Origin of the sequence: Methylobacterium carpenticola, assembly GCF_042748905.1 — a bacterium.
Taxonomy (GTDB): Bacteria; Pseudomonadota; Alphaproteobacteria; order Rhizobiales; family Beijerinckiaceae; genus Methylobacterium; species Methylobacterium carpenticola.
Window position 1 is genome coordinate 4,623,969 of record NZ_JBHZEO010000001.1, and the last position, 18,323, is coordinate 4,642,291.

Genomic DNA, 18,323 nt, shown 5'->3' on the forward strand with positions numbered 1-18,323 from the left:
AAGACGAATTCGCGACCCCGACGGAAATCGCAAGTCGTTCCGCGACAATCCCCTTCCCGGATCTCCTTCCGCTGACGCTCCAGTCGTCCGGGAAAGGGCCGGGAATTCCGGTCAGCAACGACGATGCCCTCGGCACCCGGTGCGGGGGCAGATCAAGGGCTGGCGGCGCGGCGTTGATCCGGCCTTGCCCCAGCCCTGAGGCGCGGAAGCGGTCGAGGATGTCGGCATCGGGCCGAAGCGTCGCCTGCGTCATCCTCGTGCCGGTCAGCGCCCTGGAGGGTTGCTCCGCGGACGCGCGCCCGATCAGGCCGGCATCGCCCGCTCGATCAGCCGCGCCCACAGGGACACACCGTAGGGCGTCGCCGCGTCGTTGAAGTCGTAGGCCGGGTGATGCAGGCCCGGGCCCTCGCCGGTGCCGAGGAAGATGTAGGCCCCCGGCCGCTGCTCCAGCATGTAGGAGAAGTCTTCCGCGCCCATCATCGGGTCGACGGCCCGGTTCACGCCGTCCTCGCCCGCGACCTCGGCGGCGATGTCGGCCATGAAGGCGGCCTGCTCCGGGTGGTTGTCGGTCACCGGGTAGCCGCGGCTGTAGACCGTCCGCGCGGTGGCCCCGAAGGCCGCGGCGATGCCGGCGGCGAGCGCGCCGATGCGCTCCTCGCAGAGCTGGCGCGTCGCCTCCGTCAGGCTGCGCACGGTGCCGTTCAGAACCGCCGTCTGCGGCAGCACGTTGAAGGCCTCGCCCGCCCGCATCGTGGTCACCGAGACCACCGCCGAGGCGATCGGATCGGCGTTGCGCGCCACGATCGATTGCAGCGCCGTGATGATGTGGGCCGAGATCAGCACCGTGTCGATGCATTCCTGCGGCTGGGCCGCGTGGCCGCCCCGGCCCTCCACTGTGATCGTGAAGCGGTCCACCGCCGCCATGATCGGCCCCGGCCGGATGGCGAAATGGCCGAGCGGCAGGCCGGGCTTGTTGTGGAGCCCGTAGACCTCTTGGATGCCGAAGCGCTCCATCAGGCCGTCCTTCACCATGGCGTCGCCGCCGCCGCCGCCCTCCTCGGCCGGCTGGAAGATCATCACCGCCGTGCCGTCGAAGTTGCGGGTCTCGGCGAGGTACTTGGCGGCGCCGAGCAGCATCGCCGTGTGCCCGTCGTGCCCGCAGGCGTGCATCTTGCCCGGCACCGTCGAGCGGTAGGGCACGGCGGTCGCCTCCTCGATCGGCAGCGCGTCCATGTCGGCCCGCAGCCCGACGGTGCGGCCCGAGCTCCCCGTCCGGCCGCGGATCACGCCGACGACGCCGGTCCGGCCGAGCCCCGTCACGACCTCGTCGCAGCCGAAGGCCCGCAGGCGCTCGGCGACGAGGCCGGCGGTTCGGTCCACCGCGAAGAGCAGTTCGGGATGCTGATGGAAGTCGCGCCGCCAGGCCGTGATTTCGTCGGTGAGCGCGGCAACGCGATTGATGACGGGCATGGGAGTCTCGGAATCGTGATGGATGACGTGGCCGAAGATCGAAGCGACCAGCAAGCCGCAGGCCAGGGCGCCGGTCAACTCCGGGCTGGGTCGCGCCGCGCGCATGAGCCCCATCACCTCACGGCGTGGCTTGCCACGACACCCGCGACGGGCGACTGACATCGGCGACCGAGGCGCCCGTCGCCTGAGGACGATTCCGAGGACAACCGATGAGCGAGACGATCGAGATCCGCGACGGCAGCACGCGCGCCGTCATCGCCCTGCACGGAGCGGAGCCGGTCTCCTGGCAGGTGGATGGCCGCGAGTATCTCTGGAGCGGCGACCCGGCCCACTGGAATCGCCACGCCCCCTGGCTGTTCCCGGTCGTCGGCGCCTCGGCCGGGGGCCAGGTCGCGGTGGCGGGCCGAAGCTATCCGATGGCGCAGCACGGCTTCGCTCGCGACAGCCGCTTCACGGTGGTGGAGCAGGGGCCGGACCGGGTGCGGCTGCGCCTCACGGAGACGGCCGAGACGCTCGCCCGCTATCCCTTCCCGTTCCGCCTCGACATCGCCGCGCAGGTGGAGGCGGGGCGCCTCGCCTTCGCCTGCGAGGTGACGAATCCGAGCGGGGCGCCCCTGCCCTACGCGCTCGGCTTCCACCCGGCCTTCCCCTGGCCCTTCGCGGATGGGGAGCGCCGGGCCGGCGGCGGCTACGCGGTGCGCTTCGAGCAGCCGGAGCGGCCCGCCGCGCCGGAGGTCGGGCCGGGCGGCCTGCTGCGGCGCGACGAGCGCCCCGTGCCCCTCGACGGCGACGCGCTGCCCCTCGATCCGGACCTGTTCACGGAGGCGCTGGTCTTCCTGAACGCCCGCAGCCGCTGGATGCGCTTCACGGCGCCCTCCGGCGCGGCGATCCGGCTGGAGGCGGCGGAGTTCCCGCATCTCGCCGTGTGGACGAAGCCGACCGCGCCCTTCCTGTCCCTCGAATGCTGGACGGGCCACGCCGATTGGATGGGCTTCTCCGGCGACCTCTCCGAGCGGGATTCGCAGCGCCTGCTCGCGCCGGGGGCGAGCGCGCGGCACGGGGTGGTGCTGAGCGTCGAGGCGGCCTGACCCGTCAACCGGACGGAAACCGCGATCCGGTTGGGTTGCGAGGCCCCATCGCTCCCGCCTCGCGCGGGGGCGACGGCCTCCCACGACGGATCGCCCATGCTCCAGACCACGCCTCCCGACCTCCTCCTCGGTGCCGCGGATGTCCGCGCGGCGGCGGCGGCGTGGCTCGTCACGCTCAAGGCCGAGCGGCGCTTCTCCGCGAATACCGTCGAGGCCTATGAGCGCGACCTGCGCCAGTTCCTGGCCCATCTCGCCCGCTCCGGGGCCGCGCCGACCATCCCCGCCCTCGTCGCCCTCAAGCCGCGGGACGTCCGCGCCTTCATGGCGGCGCGGCGGGCGGAGGGCGTCAGCGGGCGCAGCCTGATGCGGGCGCTCGCGGCCCTGCGCTCCTTCGCCCGCCATCTCGACCGCGAGGGTCACGGCACGGTCTCGGCCCTCTCCGCCGTGCGCTCGCCCAAGATGGAGCGGCGCCTGCCCCGGCCGCTGCCCGTCGCCGCCGCGGTGGCGATGGCGAGCCCCGACATCCGCGCGGGCGAGGATCGACCAGCCTGGGTGCTCGCCCGCGACGCCGCGGTGCTGGCGCTGCTCTACGGGGCGGGCCTGCGCATCGGGGAAGCGCTCGGCATCCTCCGCAAGGATGCGCCGGTGGGCGGCCTCGACGCGCTCACCATCGTCGGCAAGGGACAGAAGACCCGGATGGTGCCGGTGATCGCGCCGGTTCAGGCGGCCGTCGAGGAATACCTCGCCACCTGCCCGCATCCGCTGCCGCCGGACGGCCCGCTCTTCGTCGGGCAGAAGGGCGGTCCGCTCTCGCCGCGCATCGTGCAGCTCGCGGTCGCCTCCCTGCGCGGGGCCCTGGGCCTGCCCGACACCGCGACGCCCCACGCCCTGCGCCACTCCTTCGCCACGCACCTGCTCGCGCGCCAGGGCGACCTGCGCGCGATCCAGGACCTGCTCGGCCACGCCTCGCTCGCCACCACGCAGGTCTACACCAAGGTCGATTCCGCCCGCCTCCTCAGTGCCTTCGATGCCGCCCATCCGCGGGCGGGGCGGGGATAGCGATCCTCCGCCGGCCGGGGTTCAGGCCCCGGCCGCGGCCGGGGGAGACTCGCGCATCGCCTGGCCGGCCATCATCAGCCCGAGTCGGGTGAGATCGAGGCTCTCCGCCGGCAGCGCCTCGGACAGGCGCGAGCGCACCATCACGGCGATGCGGTCGCTCAGGGCGAAGAGCTCGTCCAGATCCTCCGAGATCAGCACGATCCCGGCCCCGCGCCCCCGCGCGTCGAGGAGCCGGCGATGCACCGCGGCGACGGCGCCGATGTCGAGGCCGCGGGTGGGCTGCGCCGCCACGATCAGCACCGGATCCGCGTCGAGGGCCCGGGCCAGGATGACCTTCTGCATGTTGCCGCCCGACAGGAGCCGGATCGGCGCGTCGGGCCCCGGGCAGCGGATCGCATAGGCCGCGATCGCCTCCTCGGCCCGCGCCCGCATCGCCCCGAAGCGCAGGAAGCCGAGGCGCTGGAAGCGGCTCCGGATGCCCTCGGCCGCGACGGTCTCGGCCACCGACATCGACGGCACGGCGCCCTCGTGGTGCCGGTCCTCGGGGATGCGGCCGATCCCGAGGGCCACGAAGCGGTCCGGTGAAAAGCGGGTGAGCGGCCGGCCCCGCAGCCGCACCGTGCCGGCACCCGGCCGGGCGAGCCCGAACAGCAGCCGCGCCAAGGCCGCCTGCCCGTTGCCGGCGACGCCCGCGATGCCGAGGATCTCGCCCTCGCGCAGGACGAGGCTCGCCCCCTCCAGCCGGTTGCGGGCATCCGCCCCGGGCACGGACACGCCCTCCAGGGCCAGTACCTCGACGCCCGGCGCCCGCGCCGTGCGGCGCGAGGGCGGCACCGCGCGGCCGACCATGAGTTCCGCCAGGAGCGCGCGGTCGGCGCCCCTGGTCGCCCGCTCCGCCACCTTGCGCCCGCCGCGCAGCACCGCGATCCGGTCGCTGCCCGCCACCACCTCGCCGAGCTTGTGCGAGATGAAGGCGATGGCGAGCCCCTGCTCCGCCAGGGTCCGCAGGGTCGCGAACAGGCCCTCGCTCTCGGCGGGGGTGAGGACGGCGGTGGGCTCGTCGAGGATCAGCACCCGCACATCGCGGTAGAGGGCCTTGAGGATCTCCACCCGCTGACGCTCGCCCACGGTCAGCCGGCCGGTGGGCAGGTCGAGGTCGACGGTGAGGCCGGAGCGGCGCATCAGATCGTCGAGGCGTCGGCGCGCCGGGCCGGTCCGGCGCCGCGGCCGCCAGAGCCTCTCGGTGCCGAGCATCACGTTCTCCAGGCCCGTGAGGGCGTCCGCGAGCGTGAAGTGCTGATGAACCATGCCGATCCCGGCGGCGAGCGCGGCGCGGGGCTGGCCCGGGGGCAGCGCAGCGAGGCGCCCGTCGCCCCCGGCCACCCGGACGCTGCCCGCGTCGGCCGTGTAGTGGCCGAACAGGATGTTCATCAGCGTGGTCTTGCCGGCGCCGTTCTCGCCGAGCAGGGCCAGGATCTCCCCGGCCCGCAGATCGAGGTCGATGCCGTCATTGGCGACGAGCGCGCCGAACCGCTTGGTGATGCCGCGCAGTTCGAGGATGACGGGCTTTTCGGGCGCGTCCACGTCAGGCGGTGGATTTCGGCTCGGAATCGTTCACCGCCACCGTGAAGGCGCCGGAGCGGATCTCCTTCTCCTTGGCGAGAACGAGGTCGATGACCGGTTGCGGCACCAGCTTCGGGTCGAGGGGCGCGAGGGAGCAGCCGCCCTTCGCCATGTGGCTCCAGGGGCCGTAATCCTCCGCCGCCCAGGAGCCGTCGATCACCTTCGCCACCGCGCGGTCGATGGTGGGCTCCATGTGCCAGAGGGCCGAGGCGATCACCGTGCCGGGATATTGCGCGGCGGTGTCGATGACGTTGCCGACCGCCTTCACGCCCCGCTCCTTGGCGGCGTCGGAGACGCCGAAGCGCTCGGCATAGAGCACGTCCGCCTTGCGCTCGATCATGGCGAAGGCCGTTTCCTTGGCCTTGGGCGGGTCGTACCAGGAATTGATGAAGGAGACGAGGAACTTGACGTCCGGGTTCACGGACCGCGCGCCCGCCATGAAGGCGTGCATCAGCCGGTTCACCTCCGGGATCGCGTAGCCGCCGACCATCCCGATCAGGTTGGTCTTGGTCTCCTTGCCCGCCACCATGCCGGTGAGGAAGGAGGCATCCTGGATGTAGTTGTCGAAGACCGAGAGGTTGGGCGCCTGCGCCGGAAAGGACGAGCCCATCAGGAAGGCGGTGCTCTTGTAATCCCCGGCGATCTTGCGGGCCGGGCGCTCCAGCCCGAAGGCCTCGCCGATGATCAGGTCCTTCCTGCCCTCCGCGTATTCGCGGATGACGCGCTCCGCATCGGTGTTGGCGACGTTCTCGGAATAGACGTAGGTGATGTCGCCACGCGTCTCGGCCGCCTTGAGCGCCAGATGGATCCGGCTGATCCATTGCTGCTCGATCGGCACCGAGGCGACGAGGGCGACCGCGATCGGCTTCGCCTTGGCGGCCCAGGCCGGCCCGCCGAGTCCGGCGCTGGCGAGCGCCGCGCCTCCCGCCGCCAGCAGGCCGCGCCGGCTCAATCCCCGCTCGTCTCGCATCATTCCTGGGCTCCCCCGCGTCTTGGATCCAGGCCACCATGCCGGCCCGCCCGGCGCAAGCCGTTTCCACGGGCAATCCCGAGCGGATCGCGGGCGCGGCGCCGCTGAGCCGGGCAGGTCAGGCCGGGCCGCACCGCTCCGCGGCGACGGGCACGAGCAGGACGAGCTTGTAGTCCGGCCGGTCGGAGGCCGCGAAGCTGTGCTGGAGATAGGCGACGGGCCCGTCCTCCGGATGGTGGAAGCGGCGCAGCCCCCCGGTCCGGTCGCGGACGTCCTGCTCGTCCCAGATCGCCGCGAAGAGCGGGCTGTCGCGCCGCAAATCCTCCACCAGGGTGCGGGCGCGGGGATCGGCGAGGCACTGGCCGTAATCGGCACGGAATTCGGCGATGACGCGCCGGGCGCGCTCCTCCCATTCGGGGATCAGGCGCCGGGCCGCCGGGTCGCGGAAGACGTAGTGCAGGAGGTTGCGCCCGCCCGCGCCGTCGAGCCAGCCGCCGAACAGGCGCCCGGCGGCGGCGTTCCAGCAGCAGGCGTTCCAGAGCCGGTCGAGGCCGTAGGCGGGATGCCCGATCGCCGCCACCGCGGCCCGCAGCGAAGCCGGGGCGTCGGCGCTCGGGCCGGGCTGCGCCGCGCGCGGATCCCGCCGGCCGGCGAGCTCGAACAGGTAGGCCCGCTCGGCGCGGGTGAGGGCGAGCGCGCGGGCGAGGCGGTCGAGCGCCTCCGCCGAGACCTGCACGTCCCGCCCCTGCTCGATCCAGGCGCACCAAGTCGGGCTGATGCCCGCGCGGGCGGCGAGTTCCTCGCGGCGCAGGCCCGGCGTCCGGCGCCGCCCGGTGGGCTGGTCCGGCCGCAGCCGCTCGCGGTGCGAGCGCACGAAGGCCCCGAGGTCGCGGCGCTGATCCGGTGCGAGCATGGCAGCTTCTATACCAGGATAAGCGCTCAGCTTGTACCAGGCTGAAAGACGGGCAGGATGAGACGGTCACGGAGACGCACCATGGACAAGCCGCAAGAGATCCCCGCCTCGACCCCCGTCTCGCACGAGACCCTCGTCACCGCGCAGTTCGGCCCGCGGGCCGCGGCCTATGTGGAGAGCGCGGTCCACGCCACGGGAGAGGATCTCGCCGCCCTCGACGCGATCGCCGCCCGGGCCGCCCCGCGGCGCGCCCTCGATCTCGGCTGCGGCGGCGGGCACGTCGCCTACGTGCTGGCGCGCCACGCGCGGGCGGTGGCGGCCTGCGATCTCTCCGCCGAGATGCTGGCGGCGGTGGCCGCGACCGCGCGGGCCCGCGGCCTCACCGCCATCGAGACCGTCGAGGCCCCGGCCGAGCGCCTGCCCTTGCCGGATGCGAGCGTCGATTTCGTGGCCAGCCGCTTCTCCGCCCATCACTGGCGCGACGTCGAGGGCGGCTTGCGCGAGGCGCGGCGGGTGGCCGAGCCCGGCGCCCCGGCCATCTTCATCGACATCGTCTCCCCGGGCTCGCCCCTCCTCGATACCCATCTCCAGGCGGTGGAGCTGCTGCGCGATCCCTCCCACGTGCGCGACTACACGGCCTCCGAATGGACCGGGATGCTCACCCGCTGCGGCTTCGTCGTCGAGGCCTGCCGCACGTGGCGCCTGAAGATGGAATTCGCCTCCTGGATCGCCCGGATGCGCACGCCCGAGACGCATGTGCAGGCGATCCGGGCGCTCCAGGCGCTCGCTTCCGAGCCGGTGCGGCGGCATTTCGCCATCGAGCCGGACGGGTCCTTCTTCATCGACGGGCTGATGATCGAAGCGCGCGCGGCGTGAGGCCGCCGCTCCGGATCGATGACGGAGCGCGGGGTGGGTGCCGGCGCTACGCCGCCCGTCCCGCCAGCGCCGCGAACACGAGCGCCACCGCGGCGGCGCCCGGATCCTCGTGCCCCGCCAGCGTGTCGGCGGCGAGGTAGCTCGACCGCCCGGTCCCGGCCCGGGTCATGGCTGCGGTCGCCCGCGCGCCGTCGCGGGCGGCCTCGGCGGCGGCGGAGAGGCCGCCCGCGCCGAGGATCGCGGCCGCCGGGATCAGCGCGTCGAGGAGCGTGCGGTCGCCGGCCTTGGCGCCGCCATGGAGCTGGAGCCGATCGATGCCCTCGGCCACGGCTTGCGGCCAGCCGGCGCCCCGCCCGAGCGCCGCCCCGGCCGCCGCGAAGAAGATCGACATCAGCACGCCGCTCGATCCGCCGACCACGCGGGCGAGGCGCTCGGACAGGGCGAGGCACAGGGCGGCCGGGTCCGCCTGCGGCAGCCGGTCGAGATCGGCAAGCACCGCGCGGGCGGCCGATGCGAAGGTGGTGCCGGTGTCGCCGTCGCCGACCTTCGCGTCGAGGGCGTTGAGATCGCCCTCCGCCCCGATCAGCGCGCGGCAGGCGGCCTCGATCGTCGCCGCCACGCGCGGATCCTGCGAGGCGGGCGCCGCCTCCGCGCGGGAGAGCCCGGTGGGAAGCGGCCTCAGCACGGACGGGACGACCGCCCGGGCGCGCGGCCAGGCAAGGACGGGGGTCTCGGCGCGTAAGGCCTCCTCCAGCGCCGCATCGAGGGCGACGACGGTCAGCGAGGCGCCGTGCATGTCGAGCGCCGTCATGGCGGGGGCCGGGCCGAGGAGCAGGCGCACGCGGGAACCGAGGGCTGTGTCGAGCACGGCCTTCGTCAGCACCTGCATCTCGAGGGCGGTGGTGGCGCCGAGATTGTTGACGAGGAGCGCGAGCCGCTCCGCGGAGGCGACCGGGCCGTCGAAGCGCGCGGTCATCCGCGCCGCGAGATCCCGCACGGGCGGGAGCGGGATGCGCTCGATCCCCGGCTCGCCGTGGATGCCGAGGCCGAGTTCCGCCTCGCCCGGCGCGAGGCGCTGCTCCGGCTCGCGGCCCGGGACGGTGCAGGTGGAAAGCGCGATGCCGAGGGACTGGACGGAAGCGGCCGCGTGGCGCGCCGCCGCGGCGACCTCCGCGAGCGGCCGGCCCGCGGCGGCGGCGTGACCCGCGGCCTTGTGGACGATGAGCGTCCCGGCGAGGCCGCGCGGCTGCTTCGCGCCCGGGATGGCGACGTCGTCCGAGACCGTCACGGTCTCGACCATCAGCCCGGCCGCCCGGGCGCGCTCGGCGGCGAGGCCGAAATTCAGCCGGTCGCCCGCGTAGTTCTTGATGATGAGGAGGCAGCCCGCCGGACCGGTGACGGCGAGAATCGCCGCCAGAACCGCGTCCACCGAGGGCGAGGCGAAGACGTCCCCGCACACCGCCGCGGTGAGGAGGCCCGGCCCGACGAAACCCGCATGGGCGGGTTCGTGGCCGGAGCCGCCCCCCGACACCACCGCGACCGCCTCGCCGGTCCAGTCCGCCCGCAGCACCACGCGGATCGAGGGATCGCCGTCGAGGCGGGCGAGCCGCCCCTCGCTCGCCGCCACGAGCCCGTCCACCGCATCGCCGACCAGGGTGGCACGATCGTTGAGGAAGTGGGTCATGGGCGCGCGTCCTTTCGCGGAACAGGGGTCCGGCAAGGCTATCCGCCCGTCACCTCGGCACAGGCGAAGGGACCGAGGTCGAGGGCGTGGCCGGCGACGTCGCGCTTGGCGGCGAGGTAGCGCGCGTTCTCCGGGGTGACGCGGCCGAGCGCCCGCTGGGCGCCGACCACGGTGAGGCCCGCCTCCGAGAGGGCGGCGATCTTCTCGGGGTTGTTGCTCAGCACCCGCACGGTGTCGACGCCGAGGCAGCGCAGCATGGCGGCGGCGAAGTCGAACCGGCGCTGGTCGAGCCCGAAGCCGAGCGCGGCGTCGGCCGCGTAGGTGTCGAAGCCCTTCGCCTGGAGATCGTAGGCGCGGATCTTGTTGGCGAGCCCGTTCCCCCGTCCCTCCTGGTCGAGGTAGAGGATGATGCCGCCGCCATTCTCGGCCATCCAGCGCGCGGTGCCGCGCAGCTGGTCGCCGCAATCGCATTTCAGCGAGCCGAAGAGGTCGCCGGTGAGGCAGGCGGAATGCACCCGCACGGCCACCGGCTCGCCGCGATCCGGGCGCCCGATCACCACGGCCACGTGGTCGCGCAGACCCTCGCCGCCGCGGAAGACCACGAACTCGGCCTCGGGCGCACCGTCGAGGGGCACCGGCGCCCGGCTGACGATGGCGAGGGACGCCGCCTGCCGGGTGCGGAACTGCTCCACCGCCCCGGGCTCGACCGCGAGCGCATCCGCCGGCACCGCCGCGACCGGCGCCACCACCACGGCCGGGATCATCTGAGCCAGCCGCGCAAGTTCGAGGGCCACCGCGTCGACCCGCCGGGGGCAGGCGACCGGGGCGTCGATGCGTCCGTCGACCTTGAGGGCGAGCGCCGCGATCCGGTCCGGATCGACGCTCGGCAGCGCCACCGCCCCCGCCTCGAAGCGGCTGGAGAGCCCGATGCGGCGCAGGCGGGGCGCCGGCAGCACGAGGCGCGCCGTGCGGCTCAGGTCTTCGAGCGCGGCGGCGAGATCGGCATCGAGGCTCTCGGCGGAGACGGCGAGCGCCGGCTCGTCGCCGAGGATCGCGACGGGCCGTCCGGCCCGCATCTCGGCGATGGCCCGCTCGACCTGCACCTGTTCGCGGCGCGGCCGCTCGTCTACGTTCGTGGTCAGAGACATGAGCAACTCGTGGACGTGCCGCCCGGGACCGAACCGCGTCGGGAGATCGTGATGAAGGCCGGGGTGGAATACGCGAGGGAAGGTTGGACGTCCACGCAGGCCCGGCCGGGGCCTGACGCGGATGCGGCGACAGATGGGATGTCCGCCACGCTTTTCGCGCCCCTGGCGGAAGGTTCCCGCGATCAACCTTTCGTGATTGCCCAGCTTGGTCAATCCCTGGACGGGCGAATCGCCACCCTGTCGGGCGATTCGAAATACATCAACCGGGCCGCCGCGCTCGACCATCTCCACCGCCTGCGCGCGCATGTGGACGCGATCGTGGTCGGGATCGGCACGGTGCTGGCGGACGATCCGCTCCTCACGGTGCGGCGGGTGGCGGGTCGCAGCCCGGCCCGCATCGTCATCGATCCGGCCGGCCGGATCCCGGCCGGGGCGCAATGCCTGCGCGACGCGGACGGCGTGCGCCGCATCGTGGTCTGCCGGCCGGAGAGCCGCGTCCCCGCGGGCGCCGAGGCCCTGCGGATCGACGCGCCGGGCCCGTTCTCGCCGCCCGCGCTGGTGGCGGCCCTCGGTCGCCTCGGCTTCGCGCGCATCCTGATCGAGGGCGGCGCCCACACCATCTCGCGCTTCATCGATGCGGGGGCGATCGACCGGCTGCATGTGATGGTGGCGCCGCTGCTGCTCGGATCGGGCCGGCCCGGCCTCGACCTGCGCCCGATCGCGGCCCTGCGCGAGGCGATGCGCCCGGTCACCCGCTGCTATCCGCTCTGCGACGGCGACGTGCTGTTCGACTGCGACCTGCGCCGCTGCGCGCCGCCGTGAGCCCGCCCCCGTGCCCGTCCCGGGCGCAGCGCCCTACCTCTCCGGAGGCCATGCGCCGCGGAGGGGCCGATGACGCCGACCCATTACTCGTCCGTCCAGAAATTCCTGCACTGGGCCATCGCCCTCCTGATCTTCGGGCTCGTCCCCGTCGCGATCACGATGACGAATATCGGCGAGGGCGAATTGCAGAACCGGCTGTTCGAGCTGCACAAGTCCGTCGGTCTGACGGTGCTGGCGCTCGCCCTCGCCCGCATTCTGGTGCGGGCCGCCCGCGGCGCGCCGGGCCTCGTCGAGGGCCTGCCCGCGTGGCAGCGGACGGCCGCCCGCACCTCGCACATGGCCCTCTACGGGCTGATCGTGCTGGTGCCGGTGCTCGGCTGGGCGGGCACCTCCGCCTGCTGCGCGCCCGTGGCGTGGTTCGGTCTCCTGTCCGTCACCCTGCCGATCTCCGGCGGCATGCCGGTCGGCGAGCGCATCCTGAGCGTCCACGTCGTCGCGGCCTTCCTGCTGGTCGCCGTGGTGCTCGTCCATATCGGGGCGGCGCTGCACCATCACTTCGTCCGCCGCGACCCGACGCTGCGGCGCATGCTGCCGGGAACCGGCACGCCCTGACGCCGCGGCCGGCGCGCCCGGCATGGCCGCGTTGCCCGAACGCCCCTTGCGGCGGGCGCGGCATCGCGGGATGGGCAGGCTTTCGGCCCGGAGGAGCCAGAGCCCATGAGCAGCGACACCACCGTCCCGTCATCCGAGGAGACCGTCGCCGGCATCGGGCGCTGGGCCTCGATCGAGAGCCCCACCGACGACGCGGCGGGCGTGAACCGGATGATGGATGCGGTGGCCGCCGAGGCCGACGGGGCCGGCATTCCCTGGGAGCGGATCGGCGGCAAGGACGGCCTCGGCGACAGCCTGATCCTGCGGGCCGGCCCGCAACGGCCGGACGCCCCGGTGCTGGTGCTCTCGCATCTCGACACGGTGCATCCCCTCGGCACCCTCGCCGCGGACCTGCCCGTGCGGGTGGAGGGCGACCGTCTCTACGGGCCGGGCGTCTACGACATGAAGGGCGGGGCGTGGCTCGCCCTCCAAGCCTTCATTGCCGCCGCGAAGGGCGGGGCGGCGCAGCGCCCCCTCGTCTTCCTGTTCACCAGCGACGAGGAGATCGGCTCGCCCACGACCCGGGGCCTGATCGAGGATCTCGGGCGGGAGGCCGCCGCGGTGCTGGTGACCGAGCCCGGCCGCGACGGCGGCAAGGTCGTCACCGGCCGCAAGGGCGTCGGCCGCTTCGACGTCCACGTGGAGGGCCGCCCGGCCCATGCGGGCAGCCGTCACGCGGACGGGCGCAACGCCATCCGGGAGGCGGCCCGGCTGATCCTCGCCATCGAGGGCATGACCGATTACGACCGCGGCATCACCACGACGGTCGGCCTGATCCGCGGCGGCACGGCCGAGAACGTGATCCCGCAGCATTGCCGGTTCAGCGCCGACCTGCGGGTGGTCACCGCGGCGGACGGGCAGGCCTGCGCGGCGCAGATCCTGGCCCTGAGCCCCTCGCCGGATTTCGCCGTCACCGTGACCGGCGGCATGAACCGCCCGCCCTATCCGCGCTCCGAGACCACCGGCCGGCTCTACGAGCGGGCCCGCCGGATCGCCGAGGCCGAACTCGGCCTCGCGCTGGGCGAGGTGCCGCTCACGGGCGGCGGGTCGGACGGCAACTTCACGGCCGCCCTCGGCATCCCGACCCTCGACGGCCTCGGCATCGACGGGGACGGCGCCCACACCCTCGCCGAATACGGCCTGATCTCATCGGTCGCGCCCCGCTGCCGGCTGATGCGCCGGCTGCTCGAGACCCTGTGAGCGAACCGGGCCGGAACCCGCTCAGGCGGCCCGGTCGGTCGGGCGATCCTCGACCAGCGCGACGACGTCGTCCCAGCGCGACAGGAAGGCCTGGACGCAGGTCGGGTCGAAATGCGAGCCGGACTGCTCCTCCAGAAAGCCGCGGGCGCGGTCGAGGGACCAGCCCGGCTTGTAGACCCGGTCGGAGATCAGCGCGTCGAAGACGTCGGCCACCGCGGTGATCCGGCCGGGCAGCGGGATCTCCTCGGCCTTGAGGCCGCGCGGATAGCCGGTTCCGTCCCAGCGCTCGTGATGGGTCAGCGCGATCTCGGCCGCGAGCCGCAGGAGCCGCGACGGGCTGTCGCTCAGCATGCGGTAGCCGCGCAGGGCATGCTGCATCATCTCGGCCCGCTCCTCGTCGGTGAGCGGCCCGGGCTTGCGCAGGATCGCGTCGGCGACGCCGATCTTGCCGATGTCGTGCATGGTCGAGGCGAGCGCGATGTCGTTCGCCTCCTCCTCCGGCAGGCCGAGCCCGTCCGCGATGGCGATGACGCAGCCCGCCACGCGGGTCAGGTGGTCGCCCGCCTGGTCGTCGCGGAACTCCGCCGCCAGCATCAGGCGGTGGATGATCTCCCGCTCGCGCTGCGCGCTCTCGACGGTCATCCGCTCCATCTCGCGGACGAGGCCGTTCGCCGTCGCGGCCATGCCCTGCGCCCGGGCGAGCGCGATGAGGTTGCGGGCCCGGATCTGCAGGTCGAGGCCGTCGAGGGGCGGCAGCACCACGTCGGTGGCGCCCGCCTCCAGCGCCCGGCGGCGGGTGGCGGCCGGATTGCCGGAGGCCAGCAGCATCAGCGAGGTCCGGGCGAGATGCGGCAGGCGGCGCAGCTCGCCCACGAGGCCGATCCCGTCGACCTCGGCCGCGTCCTCGATCATCACGAGGTCCGCCGCCTGCCGGTCCAGGGCCGCGCGGGCCTCCTCCGCATCCTTCACCACCAGGGTCGGAAAGGCCGGCGAGAAGATGCGCGACAGCGGGCTCGGGTCCGGGCGGGCCGTGACGATGATGACGGACGTATCAGCGGCTGCGGTCATGCGCGTCGGATCTCGTGCCTGCCTTCCATCCGGCATGGCGGTCCGGGGCACTATCGCGGAGTTTGCTGAATCGTTCTTTAAACAAAGTATCCCGGATCATATTGCGAAATCTCCGGCCGGCGGGTCGGGCGGCAGAAGCTGCGCGGCCTCGGCCTGGCGGCAGAGATCCTCGATCGAGACCGCGTCGAGGACGGCGAGATAGGCTTGGCCCGCACCGGCGAGGAGCGGATGCACGAGGGCGGCGAGGGCGGGCCGGGCCGGCTCGGGTTGATCGAGGCTCAGCACCGCCCGGGCCACGTCCCCCGCGCTGATGCGCCGCCGCTCGCGGGCGAGCTCGTAACCCCCGTGCGGGCCGCGCAGGCCCTTCAGCAGGCCGTGGCGCACCAGGGCCTGGAGGACTGGCTCGAGATGCCGCGGCGGCAGCCCGTGGCGGGCGGCGAGCGCCTTGGCGCTCACCGGCTGGGGACGGGCATGCAGGGCGATGTCGATCACCGCCGCCACCGCGAGGGCGAGACGCGGCGGGGCGAGCGCGGGGAGCGCCTCCGCCGTCGCGGGCTCCGCGGGAGCCGGGCGGAGCTGGGACGAGGGCTGCGCCATCCCCTCCCCTCAGGACCGCCCGCTCGACCCGAAGCCGCCCGCGCCCCGCGCCGCCGCCTCGCCCGAGAAGCGCTCGACGACGCGGATCCCCGGCCGGGTCACGCGGGTGAAGACGAGCTGTGCGATGCGCTCCCCGGGGGCGATGGTGAGCGCGGCCCCGGTTTCCGGCGGGTTGCGGTTCCAGACCGAGAGCATCAGGGGACCCTCGTAATCGGCGTCGATGACGCCGACCGTATTGCCGAGGACGAGCCCCTCGCGATGGCCGAGGCCGGAGCGCGGATAGACCAGGGCGCACCAGTCCGGATCGCGGATCGCCACCGCGAAGCCTGCGGGGACCAGGGCCGGCACGGCCTGCGGCGCGAGGACGAGCGGCGCGTCGAGGCAGGCATGCAGGTCGAGCCCGGCGGCGAGCGCCGACCCCCAGCGCGGAAATCCCCAGCCCGGCAGGCGCGGATCCAGGATGCGGACCTCGACGGCGAGATCGTCCGCCATCATGCGCGCATCCGGAGAGCGCCACGCGTCGGATACGGGCGGCATCGGCGGAAGGGCTGATCGGGCATCGGCGAACACCTCGCGCGCACCGTCCGACGCTGCGGAAGCCAGTGCGTTGCAGGGATTGCGGCACAACCAAAGCCGCGGGACGGGATCCGTTCCCGCGGAGATCCCCCGCGGGCCGGGCGCCCCTTATGCCCCGGACGGGGCATCGGCGGCTACCCGGGAGCCGGCCGGCCCCGACGCGCACCGCCACGACACGGAAGACGGGTTCCGCCGGATGCGGCGTTGGCTATGGTGAGGCGGCCGTGCCTCATGGACGCACGATCCCGCAACGGAAGATCCGACATGCCCCAAGCCTCGCCCCGGCGCCTCGGTCTCGCCGCCCTCCTCCTCGGCGCGGCTCTGCCGCTCGCCGGCCTCACCCCCGCCGCCGCCCTGGAGGCGCCCCAGCCCAATGCCGGAACCGCCGCCACCCGCAAGGCGAACGTGGTGATCCTGGCGACGGGGGGCACCATCGCGGGCGCCGGAGCGGATGCCAGCAACAGCGCCACCTACCAGGCCGCCAAGGTCCCGGTGGACAAGCTCATCGCCGCCGTGCCGACGCTCGGTCAGGTCGCGGATGTCCGCGGCGAGCAGGTCTTCCAGATCGCCTCGGAGAGCTTCACCAACGCCCAGCTCATCGCGCTCGGCAAACGCGTCTCGGCCTTGCTGAAGCAGGATGACGTCGACGGCGTCGTCATCACCCACGGCACCGACACGCTGGAGGAGACGGCGTTCTTCCTCGACCTCGTGGTGAAGAGCGACAAGCCGATCGTGGTGGTGGGCTCGATGCGGCCCTCGACGGCGCTCTCGGCGGACGGCGCCCTCAACCTCACGGACGCGGTCGTCACCGCGGCGAGCCCGGAGGCCCGGGGCAAGGGCGTCCTCGTCACCATGAACGACGAGATCCAGGCCGGGCGCGACGTGACGAAGCGCGTCAACATCAAGCCGAGCGCCTTCTTCAGCCAATGGGGACCGCTCGGCATGGTGGTCGAGGGCAAGACCTACTTCTTCCGCGCGCCGGTGAAGCGGCACGGCACCGCCTCGGAATTCGACATCGAGGCGATCGACGCCCTGCCGGAGGTCGCCATCGTGTACGGCTCGGGCAACATGAACCCGACGCCCTACACCTCCGCCGCCCAGGGCGGCGCCAAGGCGATCGTCCATGCGGGCACCGGCAACGGCTCGGTGGCGGGCTACCTCGTCGACACGCTCAAGGATCTGCGCGCGAAGGGCACGCTGATCATCCGCTCCTCGCGCGTGGGCGACGGTTTCGTCCTGCGCAACGCCGAGCAGCCGGACGACAAGTACGACTGGGTCGTCGCCCACGATCTCAACCCCCAGAAGGCCAAGATCCTGGCCGCCGTGGCGCTGACCCGCACCAGCGACACCAAGGAACTGCAGCGCATCTTCTGGGAATACTGAGCCCTTCGGCCGCGCCGGGCCGCGATGCGGTCCGGCGCGGCACCACGGCACGGGGCCGAGACCGCCGCGTCTAGACTGCTCGACGCGGGCACGGCGTCTTGGCGGATCCGGAACGCATCCTTGAGAGGACGTTAATCAGCTTGCGCGAGATTGGCCGCGCGGACGGGATACCCGCTTCCGCGCCGGCCCGACGCTGCTCCGAGCCGGGTGTCGCGCAGGGGGAGTGTCATGCACATCGTCGTCGTCGACCCGAGCCGGGTCGTACTGAAGGTGATCGGCTCGCTGCTCGACCCGCGCGGCTATGCCGTGAACACCTTCACGGATTCCCGCGAGGCGCTCGACTTCATCACGGCCAACGCCTCCGTGACGGCGCTCATCACCAGCCTCGAGGTGCGGCCGCTGAGCGGGCTCGAACTGTGCTGGTCCGTCCGCCTGCTGGCGGAGGGGCACCGGCCGCTCTCCATCATCGCCATGTCGTCGGCGCGCAACGCCCGCAACCTCGCCGAGGCGCTCGACAGCGGCGCGGACGACTTCATCGACAAGCCCCCGGGCGCCGAGGAACTCTACGCGCGGCTGCGCGCGGCGGAGCGCATGACCCGGATGCAGCGCCAGCTGATCCGCCTCGCCGAGACCGACGCGCTCACGCAGCTGCTCAACCGCCGCGCCTTCATCCAGCGCCTGTCGGACACCGCCGAGCGGGCCGGGGCCCACGGCCGGTTCGGCCTCGTGCTGGCGGATATCGACATGTTCAAGCGCATCAACGACGAGCACGGCCACGACGTCGGGGACGCCGCCATCCAGGGCGTGGCGCGGGCGCTCTGCGAGCTGCCCGAGAGCATCGTCGGACGTCTGGGCGGCGAGGAATTCGGCATCGCCCTGCCCGGCCGGACCCTGGAGGAGGCGGAGACCGCGGCCAACCGCCTGCGCCTGCGCTGCACGCAGCTGCGCTTCAAGGGCAGCCGGGGCCCGGTGCAGCTCACCTGCAGCTTCGGGGTGAGTGCGTGGTCCGAGGGCGAGACGCAGGAGAGCCTGTACAAGCGCGCGGACATCGCCCTCTACGAAGCGAAGTCGAGCGGCCGCAACCGCGTGGTGTCCGCCTTCGCGGACCTCGTCCTCGCCCGTACGGGCTGATGCCGGCCGGCGGCCCGGCACCGGAGACTTCGCCGGGCTGCGCGATCGTCCGCCCGATGACCGT

17 protein-coding genes are annotated in these 18,323 nt (G+C 73.5%); 8 read left to right on the top strand and 9 right to left on the bottom strand.

Going from position 1 to position 18,323, the window contains the following annotated elements:
- Nucleotides 1-303: 303 nt before the first annotated feature.
- Nucleotides 304-1,470 carry a M20 aminoacylase family protein gene (locus tag ACE101_RS21480; protein ID WP_379133845.1) on the bottom strand — a complete coding sequence of 389 codons (1,167 nt, stop codon included), beginning with the start codon at nucleotides 1,468-1,470 and terminating at the stop codon, nucleotides 304-306.
- A gap of 209 nt (nucleotides 1,471-1,679) precedes the next feature.
- Here ACE101_RS21480 and ACE101_RS21485 point away from each other — a divergent pair, with 209 nt between their 5' ends.
- Nucleotides 1,680-2,558, top strand: a complete 879-nt coding sequence (locus ACE101_RS21485) for an aldose 1-epimerase family protein (protein ID WP_379133848.1) — start codon at nucleotides 1,680-1,682, stop codon at nucleotides 2,556-2,558.
- 96 nt (nucleotides 2,559-2,654) lie between these two features.
- Nucleotides 2,655-3,617, top strand: a complete 963-nt coding sequence (locus ACE101_RS21490; protein WP_379133850.1) for a tyrosine recombinase XerC — start codon at nucleotides 2,655-2,657, stop codon at nucleotides 3,615-3,617.
- A 21-nt stretch (nucleotides 3,618-3,638) separates the two neighbouring features.
- Here ACE101_RS21490 and ACE101_RS21495 read toward each other — a convergent pair whose 3' ends face one another.
- The 3 genes from ACE101_RS21495 to ACE101_RS21505 form a co-directional block, all read right to left on the bottom strand.
- Nucleotides 3,639-5,177 (bottom strand): ABC transporter ATP-binding protein, encoded by a 1,539-nt coding sequence (locus tag ACE101_RS21495; protein WP_379138844.1) that lies wholly within the window; start codon nucleotides 5,175-5,177, stop codon nucleotides 3,639-3,641.
- Between the two features lie 25 nt (nucleotides 5,178-5,202).
- Complete coding sequence (locus ACE101_RS21500) at nucleotides 5,203-6,213, bottom strand: BMP family protein (RefSeq protein WP_379133853.1); 1,011 nt, start codon at nucleotides 6,211-6,213, stop codon at nucleotides 5,203-5,205.
- 115 nt (nucleotides 6,214-6,328) lie between these two features.
- Entirely contained in the window at nucleotides 6,329-7,123 is a 795-nt protein-coding gene (locus tag ACE101_RS21505) for a helix-turn-helix transcriptional regulator (protein ID WP_379133856.1), read from the bottom strand.
- A gap of 81 nt (nucleotides 7,124-7,204) precedes the next feature.
- Here ACE101_RS21505 and ACE101_RS21510 point away from each other — a divergent pair, with 81 nt between their 5' ends.
- Nucleotides 7,205-7,999: a class I SAM-dependent methyltransferase gene (locus ACE101_RS21510; protein ID WP_379133858.1), complete on the top strand. Its 795-nt coding sequence runs from the start codon at nucleotides 7,205-7,207 to the stop codon at nucleotides 7,997-7,999.
- 46 nt (nucleotides 8,000-8,045) lie between these two features.
- Here the strand turns inward: ACE101_RS21510 and ACE101_RS21515 are convergent, their stop codons facing one another.
- Both ACE101_RS21515 and ribA read right to left on the bottom strand, forming a co-directional pair.
- Nucleotides 8,046-9,683 (bottom strand): dihydroxyacetone kinase subunit DhaK, encoded by a 1,638-nt coding sequence (locus tag ACE101_RS21515; RefSeq protein WP_379133861.1) that lies wholly within the window; start codon nucleotides 9,681-9,683, stop codon nucleotides 8,046-8,048.
- A 38-nt stretch (nucleotides 9,684-9,721) separates the two neighbouring features.
- Nucleotides 9,722-10,831: a GTP cyclohydrolase II RibA gene (gene ribA / locus ACE101_RS21520; protein ID WP_379133864.1), complete on the bottom strand. Its 1,110-nt coding sequence runs from the start codon at nucleotides 10,829-10,831 to the stop codon at nucleotides 9,722-9,724.
- Between the two features lie 138 nt (nucleotides 10,832-10,969).
- Here ribA and ACE101_RS21525 point away from each other — a divergent pair, with 138 nt between their 5' ends.
- The 3 genes from ACE101_RS21525 to ACE101_RS21535 all read left to right on the top strand — a co-directional run bounded on the left by ACE101_RS21525 (nucleotide 10,970) and on the right by ACE101_RS21535 (nucleotide 13,504).
- A complete protein-coding gene (locus ACE101_RS21525; protein ID WP_379133866.1) occupies nucleotides 10,970-11,653 on the top strand; it encodes a RibD family protein in 684 nt (227 codons plus the stop codon).
- Nucleotides 11,654-11,722: 69 nt separating this feature from the next.
- Nucleotides 11,723-12,265, top strand: coding sequence for a cytochrome b (locus ACE101_RS21530; RefSeq protein ID WP_379133868.1), 543 nt, complete (start codon nucleotides 11,723-11,725; stop codon nucleotides 12,263-12,265).
- Nucleotides 12,266-12,370: 105 nt separating this feature from the next.
- Nucleotides 12,371-13,504, top strand: coding sequence for a M20 family metallopeptidase (locus tag ACE101_RS21535; RefSeq protein WP_379133870.1), 1,134 nt, complete (start codon nucleotides 12,371-12,373; stop codon nucleotides 13,502-13,504).
- A 21-nt stretch (nucleotides 13,505-13,525) separates the two neighbouring features.
- Here the strand turns inward: ACE101_RS21535 and ACE101_RS21540 are convergent, their stop codons facing one another.
- The 3 genes from ACE101_RS21540 to dut all read right to left on the bottom strand — a co-directional run bounded on the left by ACE101_RS21540 (nucleotide 13,526) and on the right by dut (nucleotide 15,664).
- On the bottom strand, nucleotides 13,526-14,572 hold the full coding sequence (locus tag ACE101_RS21540) for an HD-GYP domain-containing protein (protein WP_379133872.1): 1,047 nt from the start codon (nucleotides 14,570-14,572) through the stop codon (nucleotides 13,526-13,528).
- Nucleotides 14,573-14,668: 96 nt separating this feature from the next.
- Nucleotides 14,669-15,169 carry an RrF2 family transcriptional regulator gene (locus tag ACE101_RS21545; RefSeq protein ID WP_379133874.1) on the bottom strand — a complete coding sequence of 167 codons (501 nt, stop codon included), beginning with the start codon at nucleotides 15,167-15,169 and terminating at the stop codon, nucleotides 14,669-14,671.
- A 9-nt stretch (nucleotides 15,170-15,178) separates the two neighbouring features.
- Nucleotides 15,179-15,664 (bottom strand): dUTP diphosphatase, encoded by a 486-nt coding sequence (gene dut, locus ACE101_RS21550; RefSeq protein WP_379133876.1) that lies wholly within the window; start codon nucleotides 15,662-15,664, stop codon nucleotides 15,179-15,181.
- A 345-nt stretch (nucleotides 15,665-16,009) separates the two neighbouring features.
- Between dut and ACE101_RS21555 the strand changes: the two genes are divergently transcribed.
- Both ACE101_RS21555 and ACE101_RS21560 read left to right on the top strand, forming a co-directional pair.
- Nucleotides 16,010-17,128 carry an asparaginase gene (locus ACE101_RS21555; protein ID WP_379133878.1) on the top strand — a complete coding sequence of 373 codons (1,119 nt, stop codon included), beginning with the start codon at nucleotides 16,010-16,012 and terminating at the stop codon, nucleotides 17,126-17,128.
- Between the two features lie 228 nt (nucleotides 17,129-17,356).
- Nucleotides 17,357-18,259 carry a GGDEF domain-containing response regulator gene (locus tag ACE101_RS21560; RefSeq protein WP_379133881.1) on the top strand — a complete coding sequence of 301 codons (903 nt, stop codon included), beginning with the start codon at nucleotides 17,357-17,359 and terminating at the stop codon, nucleotides 18,257-18,259.
- The last annotated feature ends 64 nt before the right edge of the window (nucleotides 18,260-18,323 follow it).